This is a genomic window from Streptomyces sp. NPDC058683, from assembly GCF_042716195.1.
Taxonomy (GTDB): Bacteria; Actinomycetota; Actinomycetes; order Streptomycetales; family Streptomycetaceae; genus Streptomyces.
The window spans coordinates 1-26,871 of record NZ_JBHXSK010000060.1 but is presented as its reverse complement, the minus strand read 5'-3'; the positions used below and the strand labels follow the sequence as shown (position 1 = coordinate 26,871).

Below are 26,871 nucleotides of genomic sequence, written 5' to 3'. Positions count from 1 at the left end.
ACGAGGAGCAGGGCGAGATGGCAGGCCGGGAAGGCGAGGGCTCGCACCCCCCGACACCCCACGGCGACGCCTGGGCCGTGCAGCTCCTCGACCATCTGCGCCCCGGCGCCCGCGACCCCCGCCGCGTGGTCGCCTGGCTCGCCCGCGCGGTGCAGGCGACGGTCTGCCTCCAGGACGCCGACGGCACCCTGCTCGCCGGGGAGCACCTGTCCCTCGACGACGGCCTCGTCGCCGGAGTGGCCACCGGCCGGATCTCCGCCGCCGCCGTCCAGGACGGCGACCGGCACCTCCGGCTGGTCTCCGTCCACGCCCCCGACCCGCGCCCGGCGGTCACCTCCCTGCTCGCCGTGGCCCGCGCCACCCCCTTCGACCGGCGCGCCGCCGAGATCGTCACCCACACCGCCGGCGTCGTCGAACTCCTGCTGCGCGAGCGCGAGTCGACGGCCGCCGCACGCCGGCTCCGGCGGGCCACCGCCGATCTGCGCCTGGCCATCCTGCAACTGCTGATGGTGGAGGACACCGTCTCCGCCCGGCGGGTCGCCGCCGGTCTGTGGCCCGGCCTCCTCGACACCGACAGCGCCTGCGTGTACGTCGTCGAGGGGCGCCCGGCGGAACGCGACGGACTCGCCGAGGACTGCCTCGACATCACCCGCGGCCAGGCCCTGGTCGTGCGCTGCCCCGCCGTCGACGGCCATGTCATCGTCGTCAGCCCCGCGCCCAGGGCGGGTCAGTGGCTGCGCTCGCTGGTCGACGGCCGCCCCGGCACCTTCCTCGGCGGCAGCGTCCGGCAGAGCCTCGCCCGCACCGCCACCGCCTACGGCCAGGCCATCAGCGCCCTCGCCGTCGCGCACTTCCGCTCCGACCAGGCCGCCGTCTACGCCGAACGCACCCACCCGGAACGGCTGATGGACCCGGCCGCGCTGCACGCCTGGTCCACGACCGTGCTCCGGCCGCTGGACACCCTGCCCCACCACACCCGCGCGGAACTCCTCGCCACCACCCGCCTCGGCCTGGAGTTCACCGCCGTCAGCGCGGCCAAGGTCCTCGGCGTCAGCCGCAACACCGTCCGCGCCCGCATGGACCGCGTCGAGGCCCTCCTGGGCGCCGATTTCTCCGACCTCGCCGTGCGCGCCACCGCCCATCTGGCCCTGAACACCCAGGCGGCCCGGACGGAGGACCTCGGCGGTACGGCACCGCAGGCGTCCGGCGCGCGCCTCGGGGACCTGCTGGCGGGGCCCGGGCTGCGTGCCTGGGCGCACGACCTGCTGGACCGGCTGACCCGGGACGGCCGCGACATGCGCGGTACCCTGCGGGCCTGGATCGCCGCCGGCGGCAACGCCGAACGCGCCGCCCAGGACCTGGGAGTGCACGCCCAGACCGTCCGCGAACACGTCCGGGGCGCCGAACCCGTCCTGGAGCGTCAGCTGCTGGCCGTCGGCACCGACCTGTACGAGGTCGTCCTGGCCCACCTCGCCCTCGGGGACCTCACCGCACCCGCCCTGCTCCGGGCGAATCCGGGCCAACCGGACTCATCTGTGCACGGGTGAGTCCTTCAGATGCCCGATCGGGCATCGCTGCGATACCCAACGGCCGGATTCGCACGTAAGTTCACGTTCCGCGGGGGCACGACCGGAACGGGGGACCGGTCGCCGCCCCCGCGACCCCTGGGACTCAGGTCCCCGCGACCGCCGGGCTCACACTCCCAGCCGTACCGGGATCTCCTGCCAGCCGAAGGCGATGAACGACGGCACCTGCCGCAGCTCCTCCGCCCCGACCGCCAGCCGCAGTCCCGGGAAGCGGTCGAACAGGGCGGGCAACGCGGCTAGCGCCTCCGCCCGGGCCAGCGGCGCCCCGATGCAGCGGTGCACCCCGAGCCCGAACGAGAGATGGTCGTCGGCCCCGCGCGCCGCGTCGAACACGTCCGCGTCCGGCCCGTAGCGCTCCGGGTCCAGGCCCGCCGCCGCGTATGTCGTGATGATCGCGTCCCCGGCCGGGACGGTGACGTCCCCGACCTTCAGGTCGGTCACCGCGAACCGCAGCGGCAGCGAGGCGATCGACGGATGCACCCGCAGCGTCTCGTCGATCACCGCGTCCCAGCCGACCGTCCCGGCGCGTACCGCCGCCAGCTGCACCGGATGCGTCAGCAGCGCCACCGTCGCGTTGCCGATCAGGTTGACCGTGGTCTCGAACCCGGCGCCGATCACCAGCAGCAGTGTGTACAGCAGTTCCTCGTCGCTGAGCCGGTCACCGTCCTCGTCGCGGACCCGGATCAGCTCCGTGGTCATGTCGTCGCCCGGATGCGTGGCCTTGTACGCGATCAGCCCGCCGAGGACCGTGCCGATCCGCTCCTGCACGAACACGGCGTGCTCCGGGGTCGGGTCGGAGGTGTCCATGATGGCCGCGATCAGATCACCGGTGTCCGCCCGCATCTCCTCGGGCACCCCGAACAGTTCGCAGATCATCCGCATGGGCAGCGGATGCGCCAGTCCGGCACGGAGATCCACCACCGAGCCGTCGGCACCCGCGGCCGCCACCGTGTCGAGCAGCTCCCCGGCGATGGCCGCGACCCGCGGCAGCATCGCCTCGGTGCGCCGGTGCGTGAAGCTCGGCGCCACCAGCTTGCGCAGCCGTGTGTGGTCGGGGCCGTAGGCGGAGAGCATGTTGACCACGCCGATCCAGCTGACGATCCAGCCCCAGGAGGGGTGTTCGCCGATCTCCGGCCACAACCGCCAGTGCTGGCGCGGGTCCTTGCTGACCCGGGGGTCGAGGATGAGTTCCTTGAGGACGTCGTAGCCGGTGGGCGCCCAGGCGGGTATGCCGCCGGGCAGTTCCACCGGAACGACGGGGCCGAGGGCGCGTAACCGAGCGCTCTCCGCCGCGATGTCGGAGCCGAACGGGTCCAGAGCGATACGGTCGGTGACGGTCACGACGACTCTCCAGGCTGGTCGGGGGAGCGGGGGCTGAACCGGACGGGCAGGGACGTCAGCGAGCGGTGGAACGGGCCGGGCCGCCAGTTGAGCCGCTCGCGGGGCAGGACCGGGTCGAGGTCGGGCAGCCACAGCGTGAGCCGCTCGATCGCCTCGGTCGCGATGAGCAGCGCGTGGTGCCGCACCGGGCAGGCGTGCGGGCCCGCGCCCCACGACAGGTGCGAGGCGTCCCCGGCCCGCCGCCCGGTGGCGACCTCCCGCTCGGCGAACAGCCCCACGGCACCGAAGGAGACGACCACCGGGATCGCCGGCCTGACCCACGCCCCGTGGAAGGAGACGGGCCGGCGGGCGTAGTAGATCCCGTAGTTGGCCAGCGGGGTCTCGTGGTGCAGCACCTCGATCACCGCGTCCATGACCGGGCGGGCGCCGCTGGTCAGCGTGGAGTAGTAGAGGGAGTTGCCGAGGATCCGGGACAGCGCGTTGGACACCAGGTTCGTGGTCGGCTCGTACCCGGCGCCGAGGGTGAGGAAGACCTGCCAGGTGACCTCCTCCGGGGTCAGCCCGGCCGGATGGTCCAGGAGCATGCTCGGCAGGTCCTCGCCGCGCTCGGCGACCTTGGCGGCGACCAGCCGCAGCACGTAGTCGGCGAACTCCGCCTCGCCCTCGGCCGCCTGCGCGCCGCCCTCCATCATCTTCAGGAGGCCCTCGTTGAGCCGGTCGCCCTGGCTGTCCGGCAGCCCGAACAGGTTGTTGAACACCAGCGCCATCAGCGGCCGGGTGAAGTCGGCGACGAGATCCGCCTCGCCGCGCGGCCCGAAACGGTCCACCAGCACCCGTACCGCCCGGTGCACCAGCGCGCGCAGATCATGCGGCTCGATCAGGTCGAACACGTCGATGAGGCTGGTGCGGTAGCGGATGTGGGCGTCGGCATCGGAGAACAGCGCGTTGGGCCGCCAGCGCATCATGCCGAGCAGCGGGGAGTCCTCGGGGACGGTTTCCTCCCAGCCCCGCGGGTCGTGCGAGAAGGTCTCCACGTCCCGCAGCACGTCGAGGGCGGCGTGCCGTTCGGTGATCACGTACGCGGGCGTGCCCGGCGCCAGTTCCGCCCAGCCGACCGGGCCCTGGGCGCGCAGCGCCGCGTAGTAGCCGTGCGGGTTCCGGGCGAAGCCGTCCTCCCACAGGCGCACCGGTCCGGAGACGGTGAAGGACTGCTGCACGGTCATCGGGCCTCCGCCGGCCGGTCGTCGATCAGATGCTGTACGAGGGCGAGCAGCGCGTCGATCGAGGAGCGCGGGTCCCGGGCGTCACAGGTCACCATCGGGGTGCCCGGCTCCAGGTCCAGGGCGGCCCGCAACTGTTCGCTCGTGTGGTGACTCGGCGCGTCGGGAAACGCGTTGAAGGCGACCGCGTACGGCAGCCCCGCCTCCTCCACCAGGCCCAGCACGTCGAAGGAAGCGTCTATCCGCCGGCTGTCCACCAGGACCAGGGCGCCGAGCGCCCCGTAGGAGATGTCGTCCCACAGCGTCCGGAACCGCTGCTGCCCCGGCGTCCCGAACAGATAGAGCACGATGCCGCCGGCCAGGCTGATCCGTCCGAAGTCGATCGCGACGGTCGTCGTCTCCTTCTCCCGCACCCCGTCGAGCTCGTCGACATGTGCGGAGGCCTCGGTGAGGTGCTCCTCGGTGTGCAGCGGGCGGATCTCCGACACCGCGTCGATCAGGGTCGTCTTGCCCACCCCGAACGGCCCGGTGACCAGGATCTTCACCAGGTCGCGGGCGCTGTCGGGGAGATGGGTGCCGCCCGTGCGGGGCAGCTCACTGGTGCTTGAGGGCGCGGAGGCCATCGGCCACTCTCTTCAGCAGGTCGGGGTCGAACCGTTCGGCGGGCGGGATCGGCGCGCGGGCCTGGACCAGGTCCTGGTCGACGAGGTCGGCGGCCAGCACCCGGACGGCGGAGACCGGCAGCCGCAGCAGCGCGGCCGCCTCCACCAGCGTCAGCGCGCCACCGGACAGCAGCTCCAGCAGGGCCTGTTCGGCCGCGGGCAGTCCGGGGGGCAGGGGGGTGCCGTCGCGGGTGAGCACGGTCAGCCGTTCCAGATGCGGACGGCTGGGCCGGGCCACCCCGCCGGTCGACAGATACGCGGGGACCAGGGGACGGCCGCCACGGCGGCCGGTCATGCCGGTGCGCCGCCGTCGGAGCCTCTGGGCGCCGCCGCCATCGCCTTCTCGCCCAGCCGGGCCACCTGCGAGTGCACCCGGTGCGCCAGCAGGTCGAGCCGTACCTCGGGGTCGCCGTAGGCCGCCACGCAGGTGCCGTGGTCGGTCGGCACGATCAGCACGTACCCATGGTTCGACTCGATGACCACCTGCCGTACCTCGGCCCGGTCCCGGTCCGCGAACGCGGCGGCCGCGGCCCGGCAGGCGCCCTGCACGGTACTGGTGATCGCGGCCACCCGCTCGGCGGTCGCCTGGGACAGGGCGTCGGTGTACCCCGTCGCGAGGCCGTCCCGGGTGAGCAGGACGGCGGCCAGTACATGCGGTACCTGCAGGATCGGATCCAGCACCCATGCCGTCTCGCCCGCATCGCGGCTGGTCATCTGGCCGCTCCTCCTTCGTCGTCGGTCCGTTGGGGATCGGGCGCGCCGGCCCGCTTGGGGGTCCGCGCCGCCGCGGTGCCGTACTGCAGGGCCGCGAGCGCGGCGGCCGCCTCCTCGGGGCGCCGGGCGGCCGGCTGCTGCTGCGGTACGCGGGGGGTGTCGGGTCGGGTACGACGCCGTCGCTGCGGCAGACCGCCCAGGTCGCCCGGCTCCTGGTGGCCGGGGGCGCGTTCGTGCTCGGCCGCGGCGGGCGCCGGTGCCGGTACGGCGGGGGCCGGTGCCGGTGCGGCGGGGGCCGGTGCCGGTGCGGCGGGGGCCGGTGCCGGTGCGGCCGGGGACTCGGCCGACGGCGTCTCCTGCGCGGCCGGTTCACGCGCCGGGTCCCGGCGCACCACCGTACGCTCGCGCGTCGAGCGCGGCGCGCTGGCCGAGGGCGGCCGTACATCCGGGTCGATCCGGCCGAGCAGATGGCTGTCGACCCGCAGTACGGCGCGCACCCCGCCGTAGGGAGAGGGGGAGGAGACGTCGACGCTCAGGTCGAACTGCCGGGTGAGCTGACCGACCGCGGCCAGACCCATGCGCGGCGGATCGCCGAGGTCGGTCAGCAGGATCGGGTCGCTGCCCGCCACCAGCCGCTGGCCGCGGGCCCGTTCGTCCTGCGTCATGTCGAGACCGGCGTCGTCGACGGTGACGCACACCCCGTGGTGGACGTGCTCCAGATTGACCACGACGTCGGTGTCCGGCGCCGAGTGGCGCAGCGCGTTGTCGAGGAGTTCGGCGACGATGATGGCGACCGGCTCGACCGCGTGGGACACCAGGGCGGTGCCCGGCTCGAGATGGTTGTGGACCATGACCCGGTGGTAGCCGGCGAGCCGGGCCTGGCCGCCGGTCACGGCGTCCACCACGTGGGACTCCTCGCGGGCCAGCCCCACCCAGGCCCCGCAGACCACCGCGGCCACCTGCGCCCGCCGCAGCGACTGCTCGTTCTCGTGGTCCAGCGCGAACAGCGTCTGCGCCAACTCCGGGTCGTCGTAGCGCTGCTGGAGCCCCCGCAGGGCGTCCTGCAGGCGGTACAGGGCGGCCTGGATCTCCCGGGTGGCGCCCCGCAGACCGGCCTGCGCGGCCGCGTCGATCCGGGTGCGCTGTGCGGTCAACTCCTCCCGCAGCGCCGTGAGTACGTACTCCAGCGCGATCCCCGTGGGGGTCCCGGGCGTGTTCTGCCCGGCCGGACCCGGCACCTTGAGGTGCGGATGCGTGAGCTGTGCGGCGGCCGCAGGCATCCGGCGGGCGGCCAGATGCTCGACCTCGGAGATGAACGTGCCCTCGGCGCCCGCCAGTTGGGCACGCAGCTCCTGCACCTCGGCCCGCAGTGCCGCCTTCTGGCGCCGGGCCCGCAGCAGGCTGCCGCCGAGGGCGAGCGCGGAAAGCGTTCCGGCGGCGAGACCACCGGCCACCAGTTCCGGCAATTCGATCATGGAATCGGTTTCCAGGGGGAGTAGGGCAGCAGTGGGCACGGGGAGCCCAGGGCCCTCCCATGTGGCGCTCGCAGCACAGTACACACCGTCATCGACCGGCCCCGCACGGTGAATCGTTACATCACTTCGAATCTGCTCGGTGAGTGTTCGCTTCTGTGTCAACTGTCGGAAATGCCGTACGCAGAAGGCGAGTTGGAGCCATGTGCGGTTCGTGCCGTCAGCGCGTGGCGGCGGCCGGCGTCGGCAGGTCGAAGACGTGGGCGGGCGAGATGACGCGGGTGATCGCCCGGCCGAACAGGGTGCTGGGCTCGGTGTTTCCCCGGTAGGTGATGTCGGTGTTCAGCAGGACGACCACGGTCGTTCGCGCCGACGGCAGGTAGACGGTCAGGGCCTCGTAGCCCGGCAGCGAGCCGTTGTGCCCGATCCAGCCCTGGACGTCGAAGATGCCGAGGCCGTACCCGGCGCCCGGGATCCCCGTCGGCGGGGTCGTCAGCCGCTGCTTCTGGACGGCCGGGCCGACCATGGCCGTGCCGTCGGGGAAGACCCCGGTGGCCGCCGTGCGCGCCCAGGTGTGCAGGTCGTCCAGATCGGAGATCATCGCGCCGGCCGCCCAGGCCCAGGAGGGGTTCCAGCCGGCGGTCTCCTCGACCTTTCCGGTCGCCGTCTGGTCGGTGTAGCCCTGTGCGTGCGGGCCGGGGAACTCGTTCCCGGCCGGGAACACCGTGTGTTTCATGCCCGCCGGAGCGATGACGTGCTCCTGCAGATAGTCGCCGAGCCGCTGTCCGCTCTCCTTCTCGACGAGCAGGCCGAGCAGGATCAGGTTGGTGTTGGAGTAGGAGAACTTCTGTCCGGGCTGGAACATCACCGGGTGCCTGAAGGAGTAGGCGAGCAACTCCTGCGGGGTGAAGGGGCGTTGCGGATCCGAGGTCAGCGCTTTGAAGAAGCCCTTGTCCTCGGAGTAGTTGAACAGCCCGCTGCGCATCCCGGCCAGGTCCCGCAGGGTGATCCGGTCGCCGTTCGGCACCCCGTCGAGGTACTCGCCGATGGGGTCGTCCAGGCCCACCTTGCCCTGGTCGACCAGTTGCAGCACGGCCGTCACGGTGAACATCTTGGTCTCGCTGCCGATCCGCATGTACAGGTCGGACGACATCTTCTGCCCGGTGTCCTTGTTCGCGACCCCGAACGAGCGAACGTAGTCGGGCCGGCCGGGTGTCCAGACCCCGACGGTCACCCCGGGCACGTCGGCCTCGCGCATGACCTTCCGCACGGCCGCGTCGAGTCGGCCGGCCACGGCCGGGGTCATGTCCCGGACGTCCTGGGTGCCGGACGGCGACGGGGCGGGCGAGGACGCGGCGAACGCGGGCGGTGCGGAGGCGGCCGCCCCGCCGGCCGGCGGCACCGTCAGCGTCCCCAGCGCGACGGCGATCACGGCCCCGCTGCGCAGCATGGCGGACGTGTGCGACATGGGCTGACTCCAAGCACGTGAGAAGGACGTGCGGTGGGGTCGGACGTCAGAACCCTGGCTTCACAGGATACGAGTGCGCGTCCGGCGGTGCCCGTCGACCGGGGGACCCCGGAATGCTTGTAGGACAGGTGGCCGGGTCCGATCGGGGGGCTGTGCTCACCCGACCCGGTGAGCGCGTCGGACGGCGCGTACCACCGGCGCGTTTGCGGGCGTTGCTCCGGCATGGACGGATCCTCACCCACGCCCTGGCGCCCGGCCCGGGAGCCGCGCGCCCTCCGCTCCAGCGAGCCGATCTACGCCCAGCTCCGGCAGGAGTGGCGGGACCAGGGCCGTACCGTGCCGGCCGAACCCGAGGACCGGCGCGCCGTCGTGTTCGTCCCGCCGCCCCGCCGCTGACCTCGCTACTCCCCGCACATCGGGGCCAGCACCGCCAAAGCCCCGTTGGCCTCCCGCAGGGCCAGCTCCAGCGTGCCCGGCGGATGCAGCGCACCACTGCCGTCCGGCGGCACCAGCCACTCCAGGTACCGCGCCGGCCGGTACGGCGGCGGTACGGCGACCCAGGAGCCCTTGGTCGCATAGCGCAGACCGGAGCCGATCCAGCCGCCGGACGGATCGGGCGGCAGGAAGAAACCGACCCGGCCCGCCGCGCTGTCCGCCAGGGTCGGCCCGGGCACCGGCAGCGACGGCCGCCACAGCAGGTCCAGCGTGAGCAGACCGAGCCGGTCCGGGACGCTCAGCACATCCCAGTAGCGGCCCGCCTCCAGCAGGGCGACGCCCTCCCCGTGGTCCCACTCCCGCTTGCAAGCCCGGGGGTCCCCCGAGGCAGCCGCCAGCCATTCCACACCCTGCATCCACATCGCGTTCGTCATGCACTGCTCCGGGGGATCACCGCTCGCCTGTTTCGGGCGCAGGGAACGACCGACACCGGGCACTCGACGCGTTCGCACGCCAACCCGGCATATGCATGCTGGTAGATATTTCTATGTGGCGGAAGGGGTGGCGAACCCTGGCGTTTTGGGGCGAATGTTCGAACAGTGAGCGTCAGTGCGCTTGCTGGGCGGTGCGAGGGACGACTCTCGGGCACGGCGGCACACGAATCCATCGTCGTAGAAATTGATTCGAGCGTCAGGCCTTGAAGAGGCGCTGGTATCGGTCGTACGCTCCCGGTATTCCGTCGCCGCTGCTCCCGACCAGGGGTATTCCATGGACCGCACCCGACTGCACGCCCTGCTGGCCCGGGAGAGCGCCGAGGCCGAGCGGCGCAATCCCCGCTCCCGAGCGGCATATGCGGACGCCGGCCATCTCTTCGGCCGGGTCCCGATGACCTGGATGAACAAGACCGCCGGCGCCTTCCCCCGCTACCTGGCGACCGCGCGCGGCGCCCGGGTCAGCGACATCGACGGGCACACGTACATCGACTTCTGCCTCGGCGACACCGGCGCGATGGCCGGTCACTCGCCGGCCGTCGTGACGGAGGCGGTGCACCGCAGGTTCGCCGAGCTGGGCGGGGCCACCGCGATGCTGCCGACGGAGGACGCGGAGTGGGTGGGCGCGGAGCTGACCCGCCGCTTCGGGCTCGCCCGCTGGAGCTTCTCGCTCACCGCGACGGACGCCAACCGGTGGGCGATCCGGCTCGCCCGGGCCGTCACCGGCCGCCCGAAGATCCTGGTGAACAGCTACAGCTACCACGGCAGCGTCGACGAGTCCCTCATCGTCGTGGGCCCCGACGGCAAGGGCGCACCCCGCCCCGGAAACGTCGGCGCGCCCTGTGACGTCACCCTGACCAGCCGGGTCGCCGAGTTCAACGACCTGGCGCGGCTGGAGCGCGAACTCGCCCACGGCGACGTGGCCGCCGTCCTCATGGAACCCGCGCTCACCAACATCGGCATCGTCCTGCCGGAACCCGGCTACCTGGCCGGCGTGCGCGCCCTGACCAGGCAGTACGGCACGCTGCTGATCAACGACGAGACGCACACCTTCTCCGCCGGTCCCGGCGGCTGCACCGCCGCCTGGGACCTGGAGCCGGACCTGCTGACCATCGGCAAGGCCATCGGCGGCGGCATCCCGGCCGGCGCCTACGGACTCTCCGCCGACCTCGCCGAGCGCCTGCTGGCCCGTGCCGACCTGGACCTGGTCGACATGGGCGGGGTCGGCGGCACCCTCGCCGGCAACGCGCTCTCGGTCGCGGCCACCCGGGCCACCCTGGAGCACGTCCTCACCGACGAGGCGTTCGCCCGCATGGCACGGCTCTCCGAGCGCTTCGAGACCGGCGTCCGGCAGGCCGTGGAGGCGCACGCCCTGCCCTGGTCGGTCAGCCGACTCGGGGCCCGCACCGAGTACCGCTTCGCCGCCCCGGCCCCGCGCACCGGGACCGAGTCCGCGGCCGCCGCCGACCCCGAGCTGGAGGACTTCCTGCACCTCTACCTCGCCAACCGGGGCATCCTCCTCACCCCGTTCCACAACATGGCCCTGATGTGCCCCGACACCACCGAGCAGGACGTCGACACCCACACCGCGGTGTTCGGCGCCGCCCTGCTCGAACTCGTCGGCTGAGGAGGGGAGCCCAGATGCACATGGACGACATCGACCGGGCCATCCTGCGCGAACTGCAGAACGACGGCCGGATCGCCTACGCCGACCTCGGACCCAGAGTCGGCCTGTCCGCCTCCGCGGCCCGGCAGCGGCTCCAGCGCCTGCTGGACTCCCGGGCCGTGCAGGTCGTCGGCGTCACCGACCCGATGGCCATGGGCGGCCAGGCGATGGCGCTGCTCGGCATCGGCGTGGACGGCGACCCCCGCGCCGTCGCCGACGCCCTCGCCGGACACCCCGAAGTGGTCTACTCGGTGTTCACCTCGGGCGGCTTCGATCTGTTCGCGGAGGTGGTCACCCCAGGCCCGAAGGACCTGCTCGACTTCGTCAACGACGTCGTCCGGCCGATCGAGGGCGTGCGCGAGGTCCGCTCGTTCCCGTACTTCGGCATCCACACCCACCGCTTCCTGTGGGACGTGGGCTGAGCCGGGACGCGGGCCGGGACCTCAGGTGATGCCGGGCGCCAGGACGAGCATGGTGGCGTCGTCCCGCACCTCACAGCTCCGGGACAGGTCGGCCCACACCAGTTCGGTGAGCTCGGCCGCCTCCGCACCGGCGAACCCGGCCAGCCGCTCCGGGAGCGGATAGAAGTTCCCGGCCGGGTCGCGCGCCTCCCAGACCCCGTCCGAGGCGATGAACAGCCGGTCGCCGGGCCCCAGCTCGACCGTGACCTCCTTCGGCGGTTCCACCCCCACCAGACCGAGCCCCACCGGTGCCCCCGGCGCGACGGCCAGTTCCTGGGCGCGGCCGTCGCGCAGCAGCACCGGCGCCGGATGACCGCAGGCCACCAGCCGCACCAACCGCAGATCGGCGGAGAACTCCATCAGCAGGGCCGTCGCGAACAGCTCCGCGTGCGGCACGTCGGCCGAGTCCACCGCGAGGCGGCGGTCCATCCGCGCCGCCACCGACTCCAGGTCCGGTTGGTCGAGGACCGCCTCCCGGAACACGCCGAGCAGCGACACCACCGTGGAGACGGCGGCCAGCCCGTGCCCGCGTACGTCCCCCATCACCGCCCGCACGCCGAAGGGCCCCTCCCGCACGTCGAAGAAGTCCCCGCCGACCAGCGTGCCGTGCTGTGCGGCCCGGTACAGCCCGGCACACCCCACCGCCCCGACCCGCTCCGGCAGTGGCGGCAGCACGGCCCGCTGCACCGCCTCGCCCACCGCCCGCTCGGTGACCAGCTGCGCGTCCCGGTGACTGCGCACGTAGGACACGAACACGCTCAGTAGCGCGACGAAGGTGACCGTGAGCAGGTCGGTGTCGCCGGGATGGTTCAGATGGGTGGCGGGCACGTTCAGCAGGACCACGACCAGGCAGCTGAGCACGGCCGTCGCCAGCGGACCGTACGACAGCACGGCGAGCGGCGGGATGGCCCCGAGCAGGAAACCGAAGTCGTGTCCGTCGGGGCTGATCAGTGTCGCCGCGGTCACGACCGCGAGCAGCAGCACGGGCAGCACCCGTACCCAGCGCGGCGGCGGTGCACCCTGCAGCCAGCCACGCCCGTCCCGGTAGTCACGCGACGACCAGCCGCGCACCGAAGTCACATCCCTAAGCTACGCCCGTGCCCGGACACCGGGCCCGTGCGGATCTTGAAATGCCGTGGCGGCGGATTCCGTGCGCGGGCCCGGATCGGGCCCTCTTCCGTGCGGCCGCACGGAAGAGGACCGGACGGAAGGAGACGAGTGTGATGTCCGCCTCACTCATCCCGCGCTCCCTCCCCGTTTCCCGGGCGTGGCCGGTCAGGGCCGACCCGGGAACCGGACGACGGCCGCCGCGCGGTGACATGCCGGCCCCTTGGAAGATCGCTAGCCGACGTCCTTGCCCAGCAGGGTCTCCGCCTCCGTGAGGATCTCGGTGACCCGCAGGGCGAACGCGGCGTCACAGGGGTGCGGGCGGCCCGTGCGGGCGGCGGTGACCAGGGCGTCGGCGGCCCGGGACAGAGCGGGCACGGCTCCTTCCGCACTCCTCGGCAGCAGCGTCACCCCCGCCTCGCCCCGCAGCTCCACATCGGCCCCGGCCGCCGCCGGGGGAGCCGTGAGGCTCAGGGCCACCGTGCTCGACGCACCGCCGGCATGGTCGAGAACCAGATGGACGGTGTCCGCGGGGCCGTGCACGGCGGCCGCCACCCGCTTTGCGCCGCCCAGCACCGGCAGCAGCACGGACAGGGCGTGCGGGCCCACGTCCCACAGCGCGCCCTTCTCCCGCCGCCACGGCGAGGCGGCGAACGGGCTCTCGTCGGTGAACACCGACCCCAGCCACTGCGCCCGCGCCGTGAACCAGCCCGCCGTGCCGGCCTGCTCGCCGATCCACGCCTCCGGTTCGCTCTGGAAGCGGGTGGTGAAGAAGACCACCGAGGCGACATGGGCCCGCTCGGCCGCCTCCACCACCGCCCGCCCCTCGGCGACGTCGAGCGCGAGGGGCTTGTCCAGCAGCAGATGCCGGCCCGCCGCCGCGGCCCGCACCGCCAGTTTCGCCTGGACGGCAGGCGGCAGCGCCACGGCCACCGCGTCGACATCGGCGAACAGCGCGTCCACGTCGTCGTACGCCCGGACCCCGTACTCCCCGGCCAGCTCCGCCGCGGCCTCCGGGCGGCGGCCCCACACCCCGGTGAAGTCCAGCGATCCGTGCCCCGCCAGCGCGGGGGCGTAGGCCGCCCGTGCCCAGGGGCCCGTCCCCAGCAGTCCGATGCGCATCTCCCGTTCCTTTCTCCGTGCCCGGTTCCACCTCGCCGCCCAGACCGTCAAGGCGTCATGCTCCGCCCGCCGTTGACGTACGGCCGGTACTGCTCCGTGCCGTGCGCCAGCCAGCCGGCGATGGTCTCGGCGATCGGCAGACCGGTGTCCATCTCGACGAAACCGAACTGGCCCGACTGGTTGCACTCCAGGAACCACCAGATGCCGTCGGCGTCCTCCGCGAAGTCGAAAGCACCATAGGCCAGCTCGGCGTCCTTCATATACGTGTGAACGGTCTCGGCGACTCGCGGCGGCACCTCCGCCGCCAGCCAGGGAGAGACGGACGGGGCGAACCGGACGTCCACGTCGTCGGGATGCGCGTCCGGGCTCACCGGCTTGCGGGCGGCCAGCAGCCGCTCGCCGACCACCGTCAGCCGGATGTCGGCCCGCTTGGCCACCCGTCGCTGCAACAGCGTCGGCCCGAACGCCACCGCCGCGAAGTCGGTGTCCGGTGCCACCCGGCTGGTCGGCACCGCCCGCGGCGGCTCCTGCGGATGCGCGCCCGACACCGGCTTGACCACCAGGTCCGGGAAGCGCTCCGCGAACTCCCGGGCCGCCTGCGGGAACGTGGTGATCAGCGTCGCGGGCACGGCGAGCCCGCTGCGCTGCGCCAGCCGCAGCTGCCACGGCTTGTGGCGGGCCCGGCGGGCCGCGTCCGGATGGTTCATCCAGCGCGCGTCGGTCCCGCGCAGCATGCCGTACAACGCCTGTTCGGACTCCTCGGTCAGCCAGGTGGACGGCTGGGTGGCCCGGGCGGCCGCCACTCCCGGCCTGCGCACCCATATGGAGCGGAGGCCGTTCATGCTCACCAGGCGCCCGTTCACGGACAGGTGTCCGCGACTGGCGCCCTGCACATACTCGCCCGACAGGGCCACACCGCTGGTCAGATCGGCAGGATCGAGGCGAACGACGGGCACTCCGGTCTCGTGCAGCCGGAGGACCACCATGTCCGCCGTCACGTCCTCGTCACTGGTCAGGATGAGCACAGTCATCGTCGGGGTCCGCGCTCAGTCGTCGAAGTGCGTCTTGGAGCCCGCCGTGGAGGTCGTGGTCCCCAGGGCTCTGAGCATTGCGTGATCGGTGGCTGCGATCCGGCCATCGAGGAGAACGTTCAACTGCAGTCCGGAGTCATACGCGTACGGAGTGGTGACGTCCAACTGCACTGCGGGGCGTGCGTAGTTGAGCGCGAACGGTTGCATGGTCTCTCCCTGTTTCGTTCTTCCATGCACTTATACGATTCGAACGCGTGGTTGGTTTCCTTACTCTGCGTAATCTCAGCCCTAATTAAGGGCTTGTTAAGGAACCATCCGGAAATCAGCGGCGAATCGTTCCCGCCCGTGGCCGATTTCACATGCCCGTCCGGCATGTGACGGCGTCAGATGCCCGCGATGGTCCGGGATGTCTCCAGGGTCCGTTCGGCGTAGCCCCGTCCGAAGAGCACGGTATGCACCAGCAGCGGAAACAACTGATGCACCGCCACGCGCTCCGCCCAGCCGGCAGCCAGGGGGGCCACCTCCTGGTACCCCTCCAGAATCAGGTCAAGGTACGGGCAGCCGAAGAGGCGGAGCATCGCGAGGTCGGTCTCGCGGTGCCCGCCGTGCGCGGCCGGGTCGATCAGCCGGACCGGGCCGTCGGCGCCCCACAGGACATTGCCGTTCCACAGATCTCCGTGCAGCCGGGCGGGCGGCTCGGGCGGCCCCGCCAGCTCCGGGAGCCGCTCGCAGACCCGCTCGACCACCGCGGCCTCGCCGGGCCGCAGGGTCCCCCGGTCGACCGCCGTGCGCAGATACGGCAGCAGGCGGTGCTCGGCGTACCACTGCGGCCAGTCGGTGCCCGGCTCGTTGCGCATCGGGGCGCGGCCGATCCAGGCCTCGCCCGGGCCGTCCGGCGGCGCCGTCCCGAAGGCCGGGGCCCCGGCGGCGTGCAGAGCGGCGAGCGCCTGGCCGAAACGCGTCGCCGCCTCGGCGCGCGGGCGTCCGGTGGGGACGAGTTCGGTCACCAGCCACCGCTCGTCGTGCCCCAGCACCTCAGGTACCGCGACCGCTCGGGCGGCGACCAGCCAGCGCAGCCCGGCCGCCTCGGCCGCTACCGCGCCGGGGTCGTCGCCGCGCTTGACCATGACGGCGCGCCCGCCCGCGAGCGTCACCTCCGCCAGGCTGCCCGACCGTGCCCGCACAGCCGAGACCGGCCGCCCGGTGAGCCGGGCGGCCGCCGCGCCCGGCCCTTCGCCGCAGTCGACCACGGCCATCAGGGTACGGACCGTCCCGGGTCAGGAGCCCCAGGTGCCCTGGTCCACGGCGCAGTTCCACCCTGTGCCGTGCAGGGCGAACTTCACCTTGTAGGTGTGGGTGTTCAGCAGATGCGTCTGCACCTTCACGCCCAGACTGGTCTTCTTCTTCAGCGTCGTCGTGTACACCGACACCGTCTTCGACGTCTTGTGGCTGACCTTGCCGCCCTTGGCCGTGGCGCTGCCGAACCGGATGTTCTTCACGTCCGTCACGGTGAACGTGACCTTCTTGAAGCTCTTGCTCGCGCTGGTGTTCTTCACCGCGAAGTACAGGCCGCCGTCGGTGACCCAGCCGCCCGAGTTCACGTAGAAGCGACTCGGATACACGATGTCGACCGGGCAGCCGGTGCTTCGCGCCGCCCCGGCCTGCGCGGACGCGCCGGTGGCGAGGCCCAGTTGGGCGGCGGTGACGATGCCGGCGGCAGCCAGGACACCGAAAGAAGTGCGCATACGGATCACTGCGGTGATACCTCCCCCTGGGGTATTCATCGGACAGTAGAGGAGGATCCCACCTGTCCGGCCTGAAAGCACCCCCATTTCCACGGGACTTCCACCATTGCTACGACAGGTTCCGGCCAAACCCAGGTGGTAACTACCCGTGTCGATCAGGTACCGCTGGCGTGAGGGCCGCCGCGTCGCCACACCAGGGGCACCGGGCCCCGCCGGGACTAGCGCGCGGCGGAGGGTAACCCCCTTGACCACAGCATCCGTGCTGATGGCCGACGTCTTCGAGGTTCAGCCCTAAACCTCCCACTGCCAAGTCATCCACGACGAGGGTGCGCACGCCGTGATCGGCGTGTCGCCGGGCAACAGCTACTTCTCCGCCCGGCGCCTGCATGACCTCGCCCACTGGGGACTGGACCACTTCGACAGAGTCGACTTCGTCTACACCGATCTGTACGTCGCCGAGATGTACGAGGCATCCGGCTGTCCGCCCGACGGGGCCCGCCGCAAGGCGGTGAAGAACCTGCGCGGGGTGCGGGCCAAGGTCCGCGACGCCGTCACCGAGGCCGATCCGGAGGGCACCCGGCTGCGCTGGCAGCCGATGTCCCACTTCCGTACCAACGCCTCCTACCGGGAGATCCACCGCCGGCTGAAGGAACGGCTGGTCGAGGACGGCGACTTCGGCGCCGTCTGCGACTCCCTGGTCAGCCGCTTCCTGTCGGCCAGAGGAGAGGAGGCGAGCGACCGGCAGCGCGCCGTGTGCCTGGAGTACGTGTGCGCGGAGGCCCCGCTCTTCCTCGACACGCCCGCCATCCTCCAGGTGCCGTCCTCCCTCAACTGCTACCACCAACTGCTCCCGATGGCCGAGCTGTTGTACGCCCGGGGCGCCGGACTGCGCGCCTCCCGCAACCAGGGGCACGCGATCGTCACCCCCGCCGTCGAAGGAGCCGCGGCATGACCACCGCCATGGAGTCACCGACCTTCCCGTTCTCCTGGGACGGCACCCGGGTGCCGGACGAGGTCGGGGAACTGCGCGCCACGACCCCGGTACGGCGGGTGCGCACGATCGCCGGCGACGAGGCCTGGCTGGTGTCGTCGTACCGGCTGTGCCACCAGGTGCTGCGCGACGACCGGTTCTCCCTCAAGGACACCTCGGCGCCGGGCGTGCCCCGCCAGTACGCGCTCACCATCCCGCCCGAGGTCGTGAACAACATGGGCAACATCACCGGCGCCGGGCTGCGCCGGGTCTTGCCGAGTGGCTGCGTGCGGAGGCGCACCGGCTGGTCGACCTGCTCGTCGGGGACGGGCCGACGGCCGATCTGCGGGGCGCGTTCTGCGAGCCCTACTCGGCGGGGATGCACTGCCACATCCTCGGCATCCCGCCGACCGAGGCCCCGGCGTTCCTGCGCAGCCTCGACATCGCGTTCATGAACTCGGCGTGCCCGGTCACCGGCGCCCGGATCAACTGGAACCGGGACATCGCCCGGATGACCGCCCTGCTCGACGACCCGGCCACCCATGGCCTGATGGGCGAGCTCGCCGCACTCCGGGACGGCCCCGACGACGACCGTCCGAGCGACGAGATGCTGGCCACCGTCGGCGTCACCATGTTCGGCGCCGGAACGGTCTCCACCTCCGGCTTCCTCACCATGGCCCTGGTGTACCTGCTCACCCATCCCACGGCACGCGACCTCCTCGGCGACCGCCCGGACCTGATCGGCCCCGGGATCGAGGAACTGCTGCGGGTGAACCTCTCCATCGCCGACGCACTGCCCCGGCTCGCCCTGGCGGACGTCCGGCTCGGCGACACCGACATCCGCGAGGGCGACCTCGTCCTGGTCCTCGTCGAGGGCGCCAACCTGGACCCGGAGAAGTTCCCCGACCCGCACCGCTTCGACGTGCACCGCGACAACACCGCCGACCATCTCTCCTTCGGCGGCGGAGCGCACTAGTGCCCGGCGACCGCGCTGGGCCGGGCGCACGCCCGGATCGCCCTGGAGGTCCTGCTCGACCGGCTGCCGGACCTCGCCCTCGCCGTGCCGCCGGCCCAACTGGTGTGGCGGACCGGCTTCATGAAGCGCATCCCGGAGCGGCTGCCGGTGACCTGGTAGCGCCACTCGAGCCGGCCTCTTCTCGGGCCGGGCTTCTCTTGGGCCGGTCCTCTCTCAGGCCGGCGCGATCCGGCCGATCGCGTTGCCCAGCAGCTCGGTGAACCACACCGTGCCGTCCGGGCCGGCGGCGATCCCGGCGGGGAGGCTGTCGGCGGTGGTGGTGATCGGAAACTCCGTCACATCACCGCCGCCACCGGCGCGGGCGGGGGCCGCGACGGTGGTCACGCCGGTCAGGGCGCCGAGCAGGAGAGCGAGCACACGTCGGGGGAGGCGGCCGGGCATACGGGATCCTGGTCCTTGTCGGACGGACTTTCGGAGTCGGACGGACTTTCGGAGTCGGACGGACTTTCGGAGTCGGACGGACTTTCGGATCGAGGCTGGACGCGGCCGGGCGACCGTACGACCCGACCGGTCCGGACGGGGGAGGTGTCCGTGTCGAACGATGCCTGTGGGGCGGGCAACGGGTACACGGCCGTGCACCGGCCGTCCTGCGCCCTGGGAAACAGCCAGGTCACATGACTCTCACAGGGACGGCTCCCGGAGTGCGTCCCGCGACCCGCACGCTCCCGGTGAAGCGAGCGAAATCCGAGTAACTCCCTTGTTACGCAAGGATTGACGCGCCTCACGCGTCCCTCTAGTTTCTGATCGCCTCTCCGAACCGCGTTCGAAGTATCGGACAGTCCCCTCTTCGTCTGGAGCGCACATGAACGGCACCCCCCTGTCCCGCCGTCACTTCCTCGGCGCGGCCGCGACCGTCCCCCTCGCCGCCACCGGCGCCCTCGCCCTCGGCGCCGGAACCGCCCGGGCCGCCACCAACTCGGCCTATGTGATGTGCTACTTCACCGAGTCCCCGGACATGCTGGCCGCCAACTACGGCCTGCACCTGGCTGTCAGCACCGACGGCCTCCAGTGGACCCCGCTCAACCAGAACGCTCCCGTTGCCACCCCCACCGCGGGCTCCCTCGGCCTGCGCGACCCGTTCATCCTGCGCAAGCAGGACGGCACCTTCGTCGTACTCGCCACCGACCTGTACGGCACCGACTGGACCTACGTCAGCCAGTACATCCACGTCTGGGACTCCACCGACCTGCGCAGCTTCACCGGGTACCGGCGGATGAAGCTGCACGACATGGACACCCATGCCTGGGCGCCCGAGGCCTTCTGGGACGCGGGACGCGGCACGTACGGCGTCATCTACTCCGCCGTCAACGACAGCGGCCACAACGTCATCATGATCAACTACACCGGTGACTTCGTGACCGCCGGCGACCCCCAGGTCTTCTTCGACCCGGGCTACGACGTCATCGACGGCGACCTGGCGGTCGGTGTGAACGGCGTCAACTACCTGTACTTCAAGAAGAACTCGACGCTGGTCGGCGCCCGCTCCGCGTCGCTCGACCCGGGCAGCTTCACCGAGTTCTCCACGGCCGTCTCGCACAACGGCACCGAGGCCCCGACCCTCGTCAAGTCGCTGACGTCGAGCTCGACCTGGTACCTCTGGGGCGACACCTGGGACCCCAACGGCGTCTTCTACGCCTGGGGGACCAGCGCCCTGTCCGCCGGCACCTGGACGGCCCTCGACCAGAAGACCTACACCCAGCCGCTCAACTCCAAGCACTGCGGCATCCAGCCCATCACCTCGACCGAGTACAACAACCTCGTCGCCAAGTGGGGCACCCCCGCCTGGAACCGGCTGAAGTCCTACAACTACCCGTCCCGGTACGTCCGGCACAGCAACTTCGTCGGCCGGATCGACGCGTACGCCTTCGACCCGTACACCGACGGCATGTGGAAGCTGGTTCCGGGCCTCGCCGACAGCAGCGGCGTGTCCTTCCAGTCGGTCAACTACCCGACCCGCTACCTGCGCCACTACAACTACCAGCTGCAGCTCGACGAGAACGGCGGCACGACGTCGTTCGCCCAGGACGCCACGTTCTACCGGACGGCCGGACTCGCCGACTCCTCCTGGTCGTCGTTCCGGTCGTACAACTACCCGACGCGCTACATCCGCCACTCCGACTACGTGCTGCGAATCGACCCCGTCTCCACGAGCACGGAGCAGGCCGACGCCACCTTCTACGTCGGCTACTGACGCCGCGGCGGGCCCGCCGCGGCCGACACGCCGACGACGGGCCCGGGCACCCCCGAATGGACGTGTGCCGCCGGGCGGGATTGACCCAGCCGGGGGGTGTTGGGCGTGTCGTCACCACGGATGGGCGGCCTGGATGGTGCCGGGCGTGGGGCTGGCTGACGGTGGTTCATGTCGGGGCCGGGTCGTTTCAGCCGATGGAGTATCCGCTGCCCGGCCACGGCGGAAGGACATCGAGATGCGTTCTGCCCGCATGATCCTCGCGACGACGGCCGCCACCGCAGCCCTCGCCTTCGCGGCACCCGGCGCTCAGGCCGCGGTCGCGGGGGACTGGGACAACGGAGGCCGTGACGACTCTTCCTACAGCAAGGAGCACAACGACGACACCAGCCACGAAGGGCCGCGTGGCGGGATGTACACGGGCGGCGGTGTACTCGCCGCGGCGAAGCTGAGCGACGTATGGGACTCGGACAGCGGCAGTGACAGCAAGTTCGATCCCGAGACCTACAAGGACAAGGACGAAGGTCAGGGCGGCAAGGGCGACAAGGGGGACAGCGGAGAGAAGGGGGACAGTGGCGACAAGGGGGATAGCGGAGACAAGGGCGATAGTGGCGACAAGGGGGACAGCGGAGACAAGGGTGACAGGGGGAGCGGCGAGGGCCGGGACGAGGGTGGCTCGTGGGGCGACGACGAGGACAGTGAGAAGCCGCACGGCGGTATGCACACCGGTGGCGGCGGCCTCGCGACGCCCGGGGTGACGGCCGGCGGACTGGCCGTCCTCGGTGTGACGGCCGCCGGTGCCTACGCGCTGCGGCGCAGGAAGGTCACCGGGTCCGTGTCCTGACGGGCTTACGCACACGGGAGCCGCGGCCGCCGACCGTCATGGGCGCGGCCGCGGCCCAGTGCCGCCCCTCCCGCTGCCGTGCCCGAGAAAGGTGACCTGCGATGGCAGCCGGCCCCTCCTCCCCGAACCCCGAGAACCCGAACCCCGACGCCCCGGATCCCGAGAACCCGGACGGCACCCGGCGCGCCGGACGGCTGCCCGTGTGGGGCGTGGCCGTCCTCCTCCTGGCCGTGGCGCTGCTCGGCGGCCACGGCAAGGCCTCCGACGCCTCGGGCGACACGCCGGCCGAGAGCGCGGACGCCGCCCCCTCGGGCGATGCGCGCCGGGCCGGCGAGGCGTTGCCCCGGTCCGCGCCGACCCGCCTGCTCATCCCGAAGATCGCTGTCGACGCCCCCTTCACCACCCTTACCCTCGCCCCTTCGGGCCAGCTCCAGCCGCCGCCCGCCGCCGACACCAACCTCGTCGGCTGGTACGCGGAGGGCCCGGCGCCCGGCGAGGCGGGTACCGCGATCATCGCCGGGCACGTCGACACCAAGACCTCGGCGGCCGTCTTCGTCCGGCTGGACGAACTGGAGCCCGGCGACCACTTCACGGTGCTCCGGGCCGACGACACGCAGGCGGACTTCGTGGTCGACAGCGCCGACACCTTCGCCAAGGACGACTTCCCCAGCGAACGCGTCTACGCGGACACCTCCCGTCCAGAGGTACGCCTGATCACCTGCGCCGGCGACTACGACCACAACGTGAAGGACTACATGGAGAATCTGGTCGTGTTCGGCCACCTCGTCTGATTCCGAACGCATGATCGCGTGTCGGGCAGTGCGGATCGGGCCATGGTCAGGGATGGGCAGCCATGAACGAGGTCATGATCGCCGTGAAGGGACATGAGAAGCGCTGCGCCTGCACCACACCGGCTGGCGGTCACCCGCCGGACCATGACCGAGACCCGGCTGGGCGACTGGACCCTGCCGCCCGGCACCGAACTCGCCTACTGCCAGCACGCCCTGCACCGCGACCCGGGCTTCTTCCCCGACCCTCCGGCCTTCGACCCGGACCGCTGGCTGAATGCCGAACAGGCGCTTCCGCAGGGCGCGTTGCTGCCGTTCGGTGCGGGCGAGCACAGGTGCATCGGCGACCGGTTCGCGGTGACCGAGCTGATCACCGCCGTCGCGACCGTGCTCCGGCGGGTACGGCTGGCGCTCGCCACCGGCCGGGGGCCCGGGCGACGGTCCGCTCCCGCACCCTCGTGATGAAGATACGGCGGCGCGCGGAGCGCGAATGAGCGCAGCGCGGGGACCGTCCGCGGGCGGCTGAGTGGGTCAGCCGCCCGTCGACTCCCGTACCACCAGGCGGAAGGGGCCGATGAACTCCTCCCGCTCCGGCCCGGGCCCGGCCGGGTCGATGCGTGCCGCCAGCAGGGCGACCGCGCGTTCGGCCATCAGGTCGTGGTCCGGGTCGACGGTGGACATGGAAGGGACGAGGTAGGCGCTCTCGTCGACGTTGTCGAAGCCGATCACCTTGACCCGCTCCGGCACCCGGAGTCCGGCGTCGGCGAGCGCGCGCAGCACGCCCATGGCCACCGTGTCCGTCACACAGAACACCCCGTCGAAATCGAGGCCGCCGGCCACCTTCTCCCGGATGCCGCGGGCGGCCTCCTCCATGGTGAGCGACTCGGTGGTCACCACCAGTTCCGGGTCGGCCGGCAGCCCCGCGGCCGCCAGCGCCCGCAGATATCCGGCGTGCCGCAGGCTCGACACATCGGCCTCGGTGCCCAGGCGTCCGCACACGAGGGCGATCCGCCGGCAGCCCCGCTCGACGAGATGGCGGGTCGCCGCCTCCGAGGCCGCCTCGTTCGGCATGGCGACATGGTCGACGGGCCCGCCGAAGAGCCGCTCGCCCAGGATCACCACCGGATGGTCGACCTCCAGCGCCCCGGCATCGGCCGGTCCCATCCCGACGGTGCTGAGGATGAGGCCGTCGTAGAGGCGGTTGCGGGACAGGGCGAGGGCCGCCAGCTCGTTCTCCCGGCGGGCGCCGGTCTGCTCGATGCTCACCCCGAGGCCGTGCCGGTCGGCCGCCGTGATGATCGAGGCGGCCAGCCGGCCGTAGTACGGGCGGTTGATCTCGGGGACCGCCAGGCAGATCGTCCCGGTACGGCCCTTGCGCAGATTGCGGGCGGCGACGTTGACCCGGTAGTCGAGCCGGGTCATCGCCTCCAGGACGCGGTCGCGGGTGGCCGGGCGGACGTTGGGGTGGCCGTTGATCACGTTGGAGACGGTCATCGCCGACACTCCGGCCGCCTTCGCCACGTCCTGGATCGTCGCCACGCTCACTCCCGCCTGCTGTCCTCGGCAAGACGATAGAGGGCCGCGCCATGGGCGGGCAGTTCGACGGTCAGCCGTCGGCCGTCGTGGGCGGTGTCGGTGCGGGTCCAGACCTCCCGGACCCGGTCGCGGGGCCCGGCCCCGATCGACCCCAGCGGCACCTCGAAGCGGCGCTCCTCGTCCGCCAGCGAGAACACCGCCGCATACCGGGTGTGCCCGTCGGTGTCCAGGGCGGTCCACAGCACCAGGTCCCGCTCCCGCAGCACCTCCCGGTTGCCGGTGCTGTGCCACAGGACGTCGAGCGCCTCGTCGTTGGTGAGCAGTGCGATGGTCTCGGGCCGGCTGGTGGGCAGGTCGCCGCCCATCATCAGCGGTGAGCGGGAGATCAGCCAGAGGGTGAGCAGACTGGTCTGCTCGGCGTGGGTGAGAGCCGACTGGCGGTCCGCGCCGCGTTCCGCTCGGATGCCGATGTGGCCCAGCGGCAGCATGTCGGCGTCGGCCCAGCCCTGTCGGCCCTGCCAGGGAGCCCAGCGGGCCATCCGCGCGAACTGTGCCTCGACGTCCTCCCAGCGGTCCCACAGGTCGTCGCAGACCCGCCACATGGTGGCGTGCTCCCGCAGGTGGTCGAGGCGCGCGAGGGACATGTCCGTGCCGGGGGAGAGACTCAGCTCGATCGGCCGCCCGCTGCGCTCGACGGCCCGGGCGTAGGCGGCGATCTCCCGCTCGTGGTAGGGGAAGAGCATGTCATCGGCCTTGACGAAGTCGACGCCCCACGCGGCGAATTGGGCCACCTGGCTGTCGTAGTAGGCCTGGGCGCCGGGATGGTCGTGGTCGAGGCCGTAGTTGTCGGAGTTCCAGGGGCACACGGAGTCGGTGTCGGCGACGTCGGCGGCCGTGAACTCCGTCCCGAGCACCGGGAGTTCCGCCTCGACCGCCCGCCGGGGGATGCCCCGCATGATGTGCAGCCCGAACCGCAGGCCCATGCCGTGCACTCGCCCGGCCAGCGGCCCGAACCCGGCCCCGTCCGCGGCGGAGGGGAACCTGTTCGGTGCGGGGAGCTGACGGCCGTGGGCGTCCAGGACGAGCGGGGCGTCCGGGTTGTAGCCGTGCGCCCGGGCGGTGGGCTCGTACCACTGGATGTCCACGACCACGGTGTCCCAGCCGTGCGGCAACAGGTGCTCGCGCATGAACTCCGCGTTGGCGAGGACCTCCTCCTCGGTGACGGTGGTGCCGTAGCAGTCCCAGCTGTTCCAGCCCGCCGGCGGCCGCAGGTGGCGCGGGGGCAGCGGGCGTGGGGATCGGGTCATGTGCGCACTCCTGGGGGTCAGCGCTGGTTCAGCGGGGCCTGGACGGTGACGAACGAGTGCGGCGGGAGGGAGACCCGAAGGCCGTGCGCGACCGCCGTGAGGTCCTCGAACGCCCGCGGAGCTACGGCCGTCGAGGCCTCTGGTGAGTTGTGGGCCTGGAGCTTGTCGGCCGTGAGGACGCGGGCGGTCGGCTCGCCCAGGGTGCCGCCGCGCAGGTCGAGGGTGACGTCGGCGGGTTCCTCGGCGTCGAGGTTGCTCAGCGAGATCAGGACCGTGCCGTCCTTGACGCTGGCGGAGGCGGAGAGGGTGTCGAGTTCGGCGTCCCCGACCCGGCGCCGGGTGCCCTCGCCGCTCAGGTGCACCGGAAGCGACGTCGCGTCCTGGTGGCCCTTGTTCATCTCGAAGACGTGGTAGGTCGGGGTCAGGACCAGGGCGTCGCCGTCGGTGAGCAGCATCGCCTGGAGCACGTTGACGGTCTGGGCGATGTTGGCCATGTGCAGGCGGGCGGCGTGCCGGTGGAAGATGTCGAAGTGGGTGCTCGCCACCAGCGCGTCCCGCAGGGTGTTCTGCTGGAAGAGGAACCCGGGGTTGGTGCCGGGCTCCACGTCCCACCAGGTGCCCCACTCGTCGAGGACCAGGCCGACCGTGCGGCCCGGGTCGTAGACGTCCATCACCGTGGAGTGGCCGGTGAGGATGCGGTCGATGCGGCGGGCGGACAGCATCGTGCGGTAGTAGTCGTCGGCGGTGAACTCGGTGGCGCTGCCCTTGGCCTCCCAGGGGCCGGAGAGCGTGTAGTAGTGCACGGACAGGCCCTGGAAGAAGTTCTTCGGGGTGGCCTCGCAGCCGAAGCAGCTGATCTGCTGCATCAGGGTCTCGGTCCACTTGTAGTCGGCGTCGGAGGCGCCCGAGGCGATGCGGTAGAGCTTGTTGTCGCCGTGGTCGCGGCAGTAGGTGGCGTACTGGCGGGCCAGGTCGGCGGAGTACTCGGCGCGCATGTTGCCGCCGCAGCCCCACGTCTCGTTGCCGATGCCCCAGTACTTCACCCGCCAGGGCTCCTCGCGCCCGTTCTCCTTGCGCAGCCGCACCATCGGGCTGTCGCCGTCCCGGGTGAGGTACTCCACCCACTCGCTCATCTCGCGGACGGTGCCCGAGCCGACGTTGCCGCTGATGTAGGGCTCGGCGCCGAGGAGTTCGCACAGGGCCATGAACTCATGGGTGCCGAAGTGGTTGTTCTCCTCGACGTTGCCCCAGTGCGTGTTGACCATCCGGGGCCGCTGCTCGCGCGGGCCGATGCCGTCCCGCCAGTGGTACTCGTCGGCGAAACAGCCGCCGGGCCAGCGGAGGTTGGGGATGTCCAGGGCGCGCAGTGCTGCCACGACGTCGAGGCGGATGCCGCCCTCGTTGGGGACGGGGGAGTCCTCGCCGACCCAGAAGCCCCCGTAGACGCAGCGGCCGAGGTGCTCGGCGAAGTGCCCGTAGAGGTGGCGGCTGATGGTCGGGCCTGCGATGTCGAGGTTGATGATCGCGTTGGCGGTGGGCACGCGGGTACTCCTGTCCGGGAAAGCCGATGTCCGATATTACGAACGACGTTCGCGGCGTCGTTTGTATCGATAAAAAGCTGCCATCGAGTCGTGAGTGCGTCAAGAGTGCGGACGGCCCGGCCACCCTGTGCGCACAGGGT

The 26,871-nt window shown here is 71.9% G+C and carries 28 protein-coding genes and 1 pseudogene; 11 read left to right on the top strand and 18 right to left on the bottom strand.

What is annotated here, in order from left to right; translation table 11 throughout:
• The first annotated feature begins 17 nt into the window (after window positions 1–17).
• Window positions 18–1,547 carry a helix-turn-helix domain-containing protein gene (locus ACFWXC_RS44280; protein WP_384488399.1) on the top strand — a complete coding sequence of 510 codons (1,530 nt, stop codon included), beginning with the start codon at window positions 18–20 and terminating at the stop codon, window positions 1,545–1,547.
• 147 nt (window positions 1,548–1,694) lie between these two features.
• Here the strand turns inward: ACFWXC_RS44280 and ACFWXC_RS44275 are convergent, their stop codons facing one another.
• The 7 genes from ACFWXC_RS44275 to ACFWXC_RS44245 all read right to left on the bottom strand — a co-directional run bounded on the left by ACFWXC_RS44275 (window position 1,695) and on the right by ACFWXC_RS44245 (window position 8,463).
• Entirely contained in the window at window positions 1,695–2,927 is a 1,233-nt protein-coding gene (locus tag ACFWXC_RS44275; RefSeq protein WP_384488397.1) for a cytochrome P450, read from the bottom strand.
• The gene (locus ACFWXC_RS44270) at window positions 2,924–4,150 is read right to left on the bottom strand and encodes a cytochrome P450 (RefSeq protein WP_384488395.1); all 1,227 of its coding nucleotides are present in this window, start codon (window positions 4,148–4,150) and stop codon (window positions 2,924–2,926) included. The genes ACFWXC_RS44275 and ACFWXC_RS44270 overlap by 4 nt, the downstream gene beginning before the upstream one ends.
• On the bottom strand, window positions 4,147–4,770 hold the full coding sequence (locus tag ACFWXC_RS44265) for an ATP/GTP-binding protein (RefSeq protein WP_384488393.1): 624 nt from the start codon (window positions 4,768–4,770) through the stop codon (window positions 4,147–4,149). Before ACFWXC_RS44265 ends, ACFWXC_RS44270 begins: the two co-directional genes overlap by 4 nt.
• Entirely contained in the window at window positions 4,742–5,104 is a 363-nt protein-coding gene (locus ACFWXC_RS44260; RefSeq protein ID WP_384488391.1) for a DUF742 domain-containing protein, read from the bottom strand. Before ACFWXC_RS44260 ends, ACFWXC_RS44265 begins: the two co-directional genes overlap by 29 nt.
• Window positions 5,101–5,523, bottom strand: coding sequence for a roadblock/LC7 domain-containing protein (locus ACFWXC_RS44255; RefSeq protein WP_384488389.1), 423 nt, complete (start codon window positions 5,521–5,523; stop codon window positions 5,101–5,103). The genes ACFWXC_RS44260 and ACFWXC_RS44255 overlap by 4 nt, the downstream gene beginning before the upstream one ends.
• Entirely contained in the window at window positions 5,520–6,998 is a 1,479-nt protein-coding gene (locus tag ACFWXC_RS44250) for an ATP-binding protein (protein ID WP_384488387.1), read from the bottom strand. The genes ACFWXC_RS44255 and ACFWXC_RS44250 overlap by 4 nt, the downstream gene beginning before the upstream one ends.
• A gap of 217 nt (window positions 6,999–7,215) precedes the next feature.
• The gene (locus ACFWXC_RS44245; protein WP_384488385.1) at window positions 7,216–8,463 is read right to left on the bottom strand and encodes a serine hydrolase domain-containing protein; all 1,248 of its coding nucleotides are present in this window, start codon (window positions 8,461–8,463) and stop codon (window positions 7,216–7,218) included.
• A 222-nt stretch (window positions 8,464–8,685) separates the two neighbouring features.
• Here ACFWXC_RS44245 and ACFWXC_RS44240 point away from each other — a divergent pair, with 222 nt between their 5' ends.
• A complete protein-coding gene (locus ACFWXC_RS44240; protein ID WP_384488383.1) occupies window positions 8,686–8,859 on the top strand; it encodes a hypothetical protein in 174 nt (57 codons plus the stop codon).
• 5 nt (window positions 8,860–8,864) lie between these two features.
• Here ACFWXC_RS44240 and ACFWXC_RS44235 read toward each other — a convergent pair whose 3' ends face one another.
• A complete protein-coding gene (locus ACFWXC_RS44235; RefSeq protein ID WP_384488381.1) occupies window positions 8,865–9,332 on the bottom strand; it encodes a hypothetical protein in 468 nt (155 codons plus the stop codon).
• 334 nt (window positions 9,333–9,666) lie between these two features.
• On the opposite strand from ACFWXC_RS44235, the gene ACFWXC_RS44230 reads away from it, so the two are divergent.
• Together ACFWXC_RS44230 and ACFWXC_RS44225 are read left to right on the top strand one after the other, a co-directional pair.
• Window positions 9,667–11,016 carry a transaminase gene (locus ACFWXC_RS44230; protein WP_384488379.1) on the top strand — a complete coding sequence of 450 codons (1,350 nt, stop codon included), beginning with the start codon at window positions 9,667–9,669 and terminating at the stop codon, window positions 11,014–11,016.
• 20 nt (window positions 11,017–11,036) lie between these two features.
• Window positions 11,037–11,477 (top strand): Lrp/AsnC family transcriptional regulator, encoded by a 441-nt coding sequence (locus tag ACFWXC_RS44225; RefSeq protein ID WP_384488476.1) that lies wholly within the window; start codon window positions 11,037–11,039, stop codon window positions 11,475–11,477.
• 21 nt (window positions 11,478–11,498) lie between these two features.
• Here ACFWXC_RS44225 and ACFWXC_RS44220 read toward each other — a convergent pair whose 3' ends face one another.
• The 6 genes from ACFWXC_RS44220 to ACFWXC_RS44195 all read right to left on the bottom strand — a co-directional run bounded on the left by ACFWXC_RS44220 (window position 11,499) and on the right by ACFWXC_RS44195 (window position 16,521).
• Complete coding sequence (locus tag ACFWXC_RS44220) at window positions 11,499–12,596, bottom strand: PP2C family protein-serine/threonine phosphatase (protein WP_384488377.1); 1,098 nt, start codon at window positions 12,594–12,596, stop codon at window positions 11,499–11,501.
• 261 nt (window positions 12,597–12,857) lie between these two features.
• The gene (locus tag ACFWXC_RS44215; RefSeq protein WP_384488375.1) at window positions 12,858–13,745 is read right to left on the bottom strand and encodes a Gfo/Idh/MocA family protein; all 888 of its coding nucleotides are present in this window, start codon (window positions 13,743–13,745) and stop codon (window positions 12,858–12,860) included.
• A gap of 47 nt (window positions 13,746–13,792) precedes the next feature.
• Window positions 13,793–14,776, bottom strand: a complete 984-nt coding sequence (gene tgmB / locus ACFWXC_RS44210; RefSeq protein ID WP_384488373.1) for an ATP-grasp ribosomal peptide maturase — start codon at window positions 14,774–14,776, stop codon at window positions 13,793–13,795.
• A gap of 15 nt (window positions 14,777–14,791) precedes the next feature.
• Window positions 14,792–14,983 carry a putative ATP-grasp-modified RiPP gene (gene tgmA / locus ACFWXC_RS44205; RefSeq protein WP_351711126.1) on the bottom strand — a complete coding sequence of 64 codons (192 nt, stop codon included), beginning with the start codon at window positions 14,981–14,983 and terminating at the stop codon, window positions 14,792–14,794.
• A gap of 176 nt (window positions 14,984–15,159) precedes the next feature.
• Window positions 15,160–16,026 (bottom strand): fructosamine kinase family protein, encoded by an 867-nt coding sequence (locus tag ACFWXC_RS44200; RefSeq protein WP_384488371.1) that lies wholly within the window; start codon window positions 16,024–16,026, stop codon window positions 15,160–15,162.
• Between the two features lie 27 nt (window positions 16,027–16,053).
• Entirely contained in the window at window positions 16,054–16,521 is a 468-nt protein-coding gene (locus ACFWXC_RS44195; RefSeq protein WP_384488369.1) for a hypothetical protein, read from the bottom strand.
• A gap of 307 nt (window positions 16,522–16,828) precedes the next feature.
• On the opposite strand from ACFWXC_RS44195, the pseudogene ACFWXC_RS44190 reads away from it, so the two are divergent.
• From ACFWXC_RS44190 to ACFWXC_RS44180, 3 genes and pseudogenes are all read left to right on the top strand, one after another.
• Window positions 16,829–17,473, top strand: a pseudogene (locus ACFWXC_RS44190) (tRNA-dependent cyclodipeptide synthase); the annotation flags it as partial.
• Complete coding sequence (locus tag ACFWXC_RS44185; RefSeq protein ID WP_384488367.1) at window positions 17,470–17,946, top strand: hypothetical protein; 477 nt, start codon at window positions 17,470–17,472, stop codon at window positions 17,944–17,946. The pseudogene ACFWXC_RS44190 and the gene ACFWXC_RS44185, both read left to right, overlap by 4 nt.
• On the top strand, window positions 17,871–18,467 hold the full coding sequence (locus ACFWXC_RS44180) for a cytochrome P450 (protein ID WP_384488365.1): 597 nt from the start codon (window positions 17,871–17,873) through the stop codon (window positions 18,465–18,467). Before ACFWXC_RS44185 ends, ACFWXC_RS44180 begins: the two co-directional genes overlap by 76 nt.
• Window positions 18,468–18,680: 213 nt before the next feature.
• Here ACFWXC_RS44180 and ACFWXC_RS44175 read toward each other — a convergent pair whose 3' ends face one another.
• Entirely contained in the window at window positions 18,681–18,908 is a 228-nt protein-coding gene (locus ACFWXC_RS44175; protein WP_384488363.1) for a hypothetical protein, read from the bottom strand.
• Window positions 18,909–19,329: 421 nt separating this feature from the next.
• Between ACFWXC_RS44175 and ACFWXC_RS44170 the strand changes: the two genes are divergently transcribed.
• From ACFWXC_RS44170 to ACFWXC_RS44155, 4 genes are all read left to right on the top strand, one after another.
• Entirely contained in the window at window positions 19,330–20,718 is a 1,389-nt protein-coding gene (locus tag ACFWXC_RS44170; RefSeq protein ID WP_384488361.1) for a glycoside hydrolase family 43 protein, read from the top strand.
• Between the two features lie 235 nt (window positions 20,719–20,953).
• On the top strand, window positions 20,954–21,559 hold the full coding sequence (locus tag ACFWXC_RS44165) for a hypothetical protein (protein ID WP_384488359.1): 606 nt from the start codon (window positions 20,954–20,956) through the stop codon (window positions 21,557–21,559).
• Between the two features lie 101 nt (window positions 21,560–21,660).
• A complete protein-coding gene (locus tag ACFWXC_RS44160; protein WP_384488356.1) occupies window positions 21,661–22,350 on the top strand; it encodes a class F sortase in 690 nt (229 codons plus the stop codon).
• Between the two features lie 144 nt (window positions 22,351–22,494).
• Window positions 22,495–22,809: a cytochrome P450 gene (locus ACFWXC_RS44155; RefSeq protein ID WP_384488354.1), complete on the top strand. Its 315-nt coding sequence runs from the start codon at window positions 22,495–22,497 to the stop codon at window positions 22,807–22,809.
• 69 nt (window positions 22,810–22,878) lie between these two features.
• Here ACFWXC_RS44155 and ACFWXC_RS44150 read toward each other — a convergent pair whose 3' ends face one another.
• From ACFWXC_RS44150 to ACFWXC_RS44140, 3 genes are read right to left on the bottom strand one after another with little or no spacing between them, the layout of a single operon-like run.
• Window positions 22,879–23,886 (bottom strand): LacI family DNA-binding transcriptional regulator, encoded by a 1,008-nt coding sequence (locus tag ACFWXC_RS44150; RefSeq protein WP_384488352.1) that lies wholly within the window; start codon window positions 23,884–23,886, stop codon window positions 22,879–22,881.
• A gap of 2 nt (window positions 23,887–23,888) precedes the next feature.
• Complete coding sequence (locus ACFWXC_RS44145) at window positions 23,889–25,190, bottom strand: glycoside hydrolase family 27 protein (RefSeq protein WP_384488350.1); 1,302 nt, start codon at window positions 25,188–25,190, stop codon at window positions 23,889–23,891.
• A gap of 17 nt (window positions 25,191–25,207) precedes the next feature.
• Window positions 25,208–26,731 carry an alpha-N-arabinofuranosidase gene (locus ACFWXC_RS44140; protein WP_384488348.1) on the bottom strand — a complete coding sequence of 508 codons (1,524 nt, stop codon included), beginning with the start codon at window positions 26,729–26,731 and terminating at the stop codon, window positions 25,208–25,210.
• Window positions 26,732–26,871 lie beyond the last annotated feature (140 nt).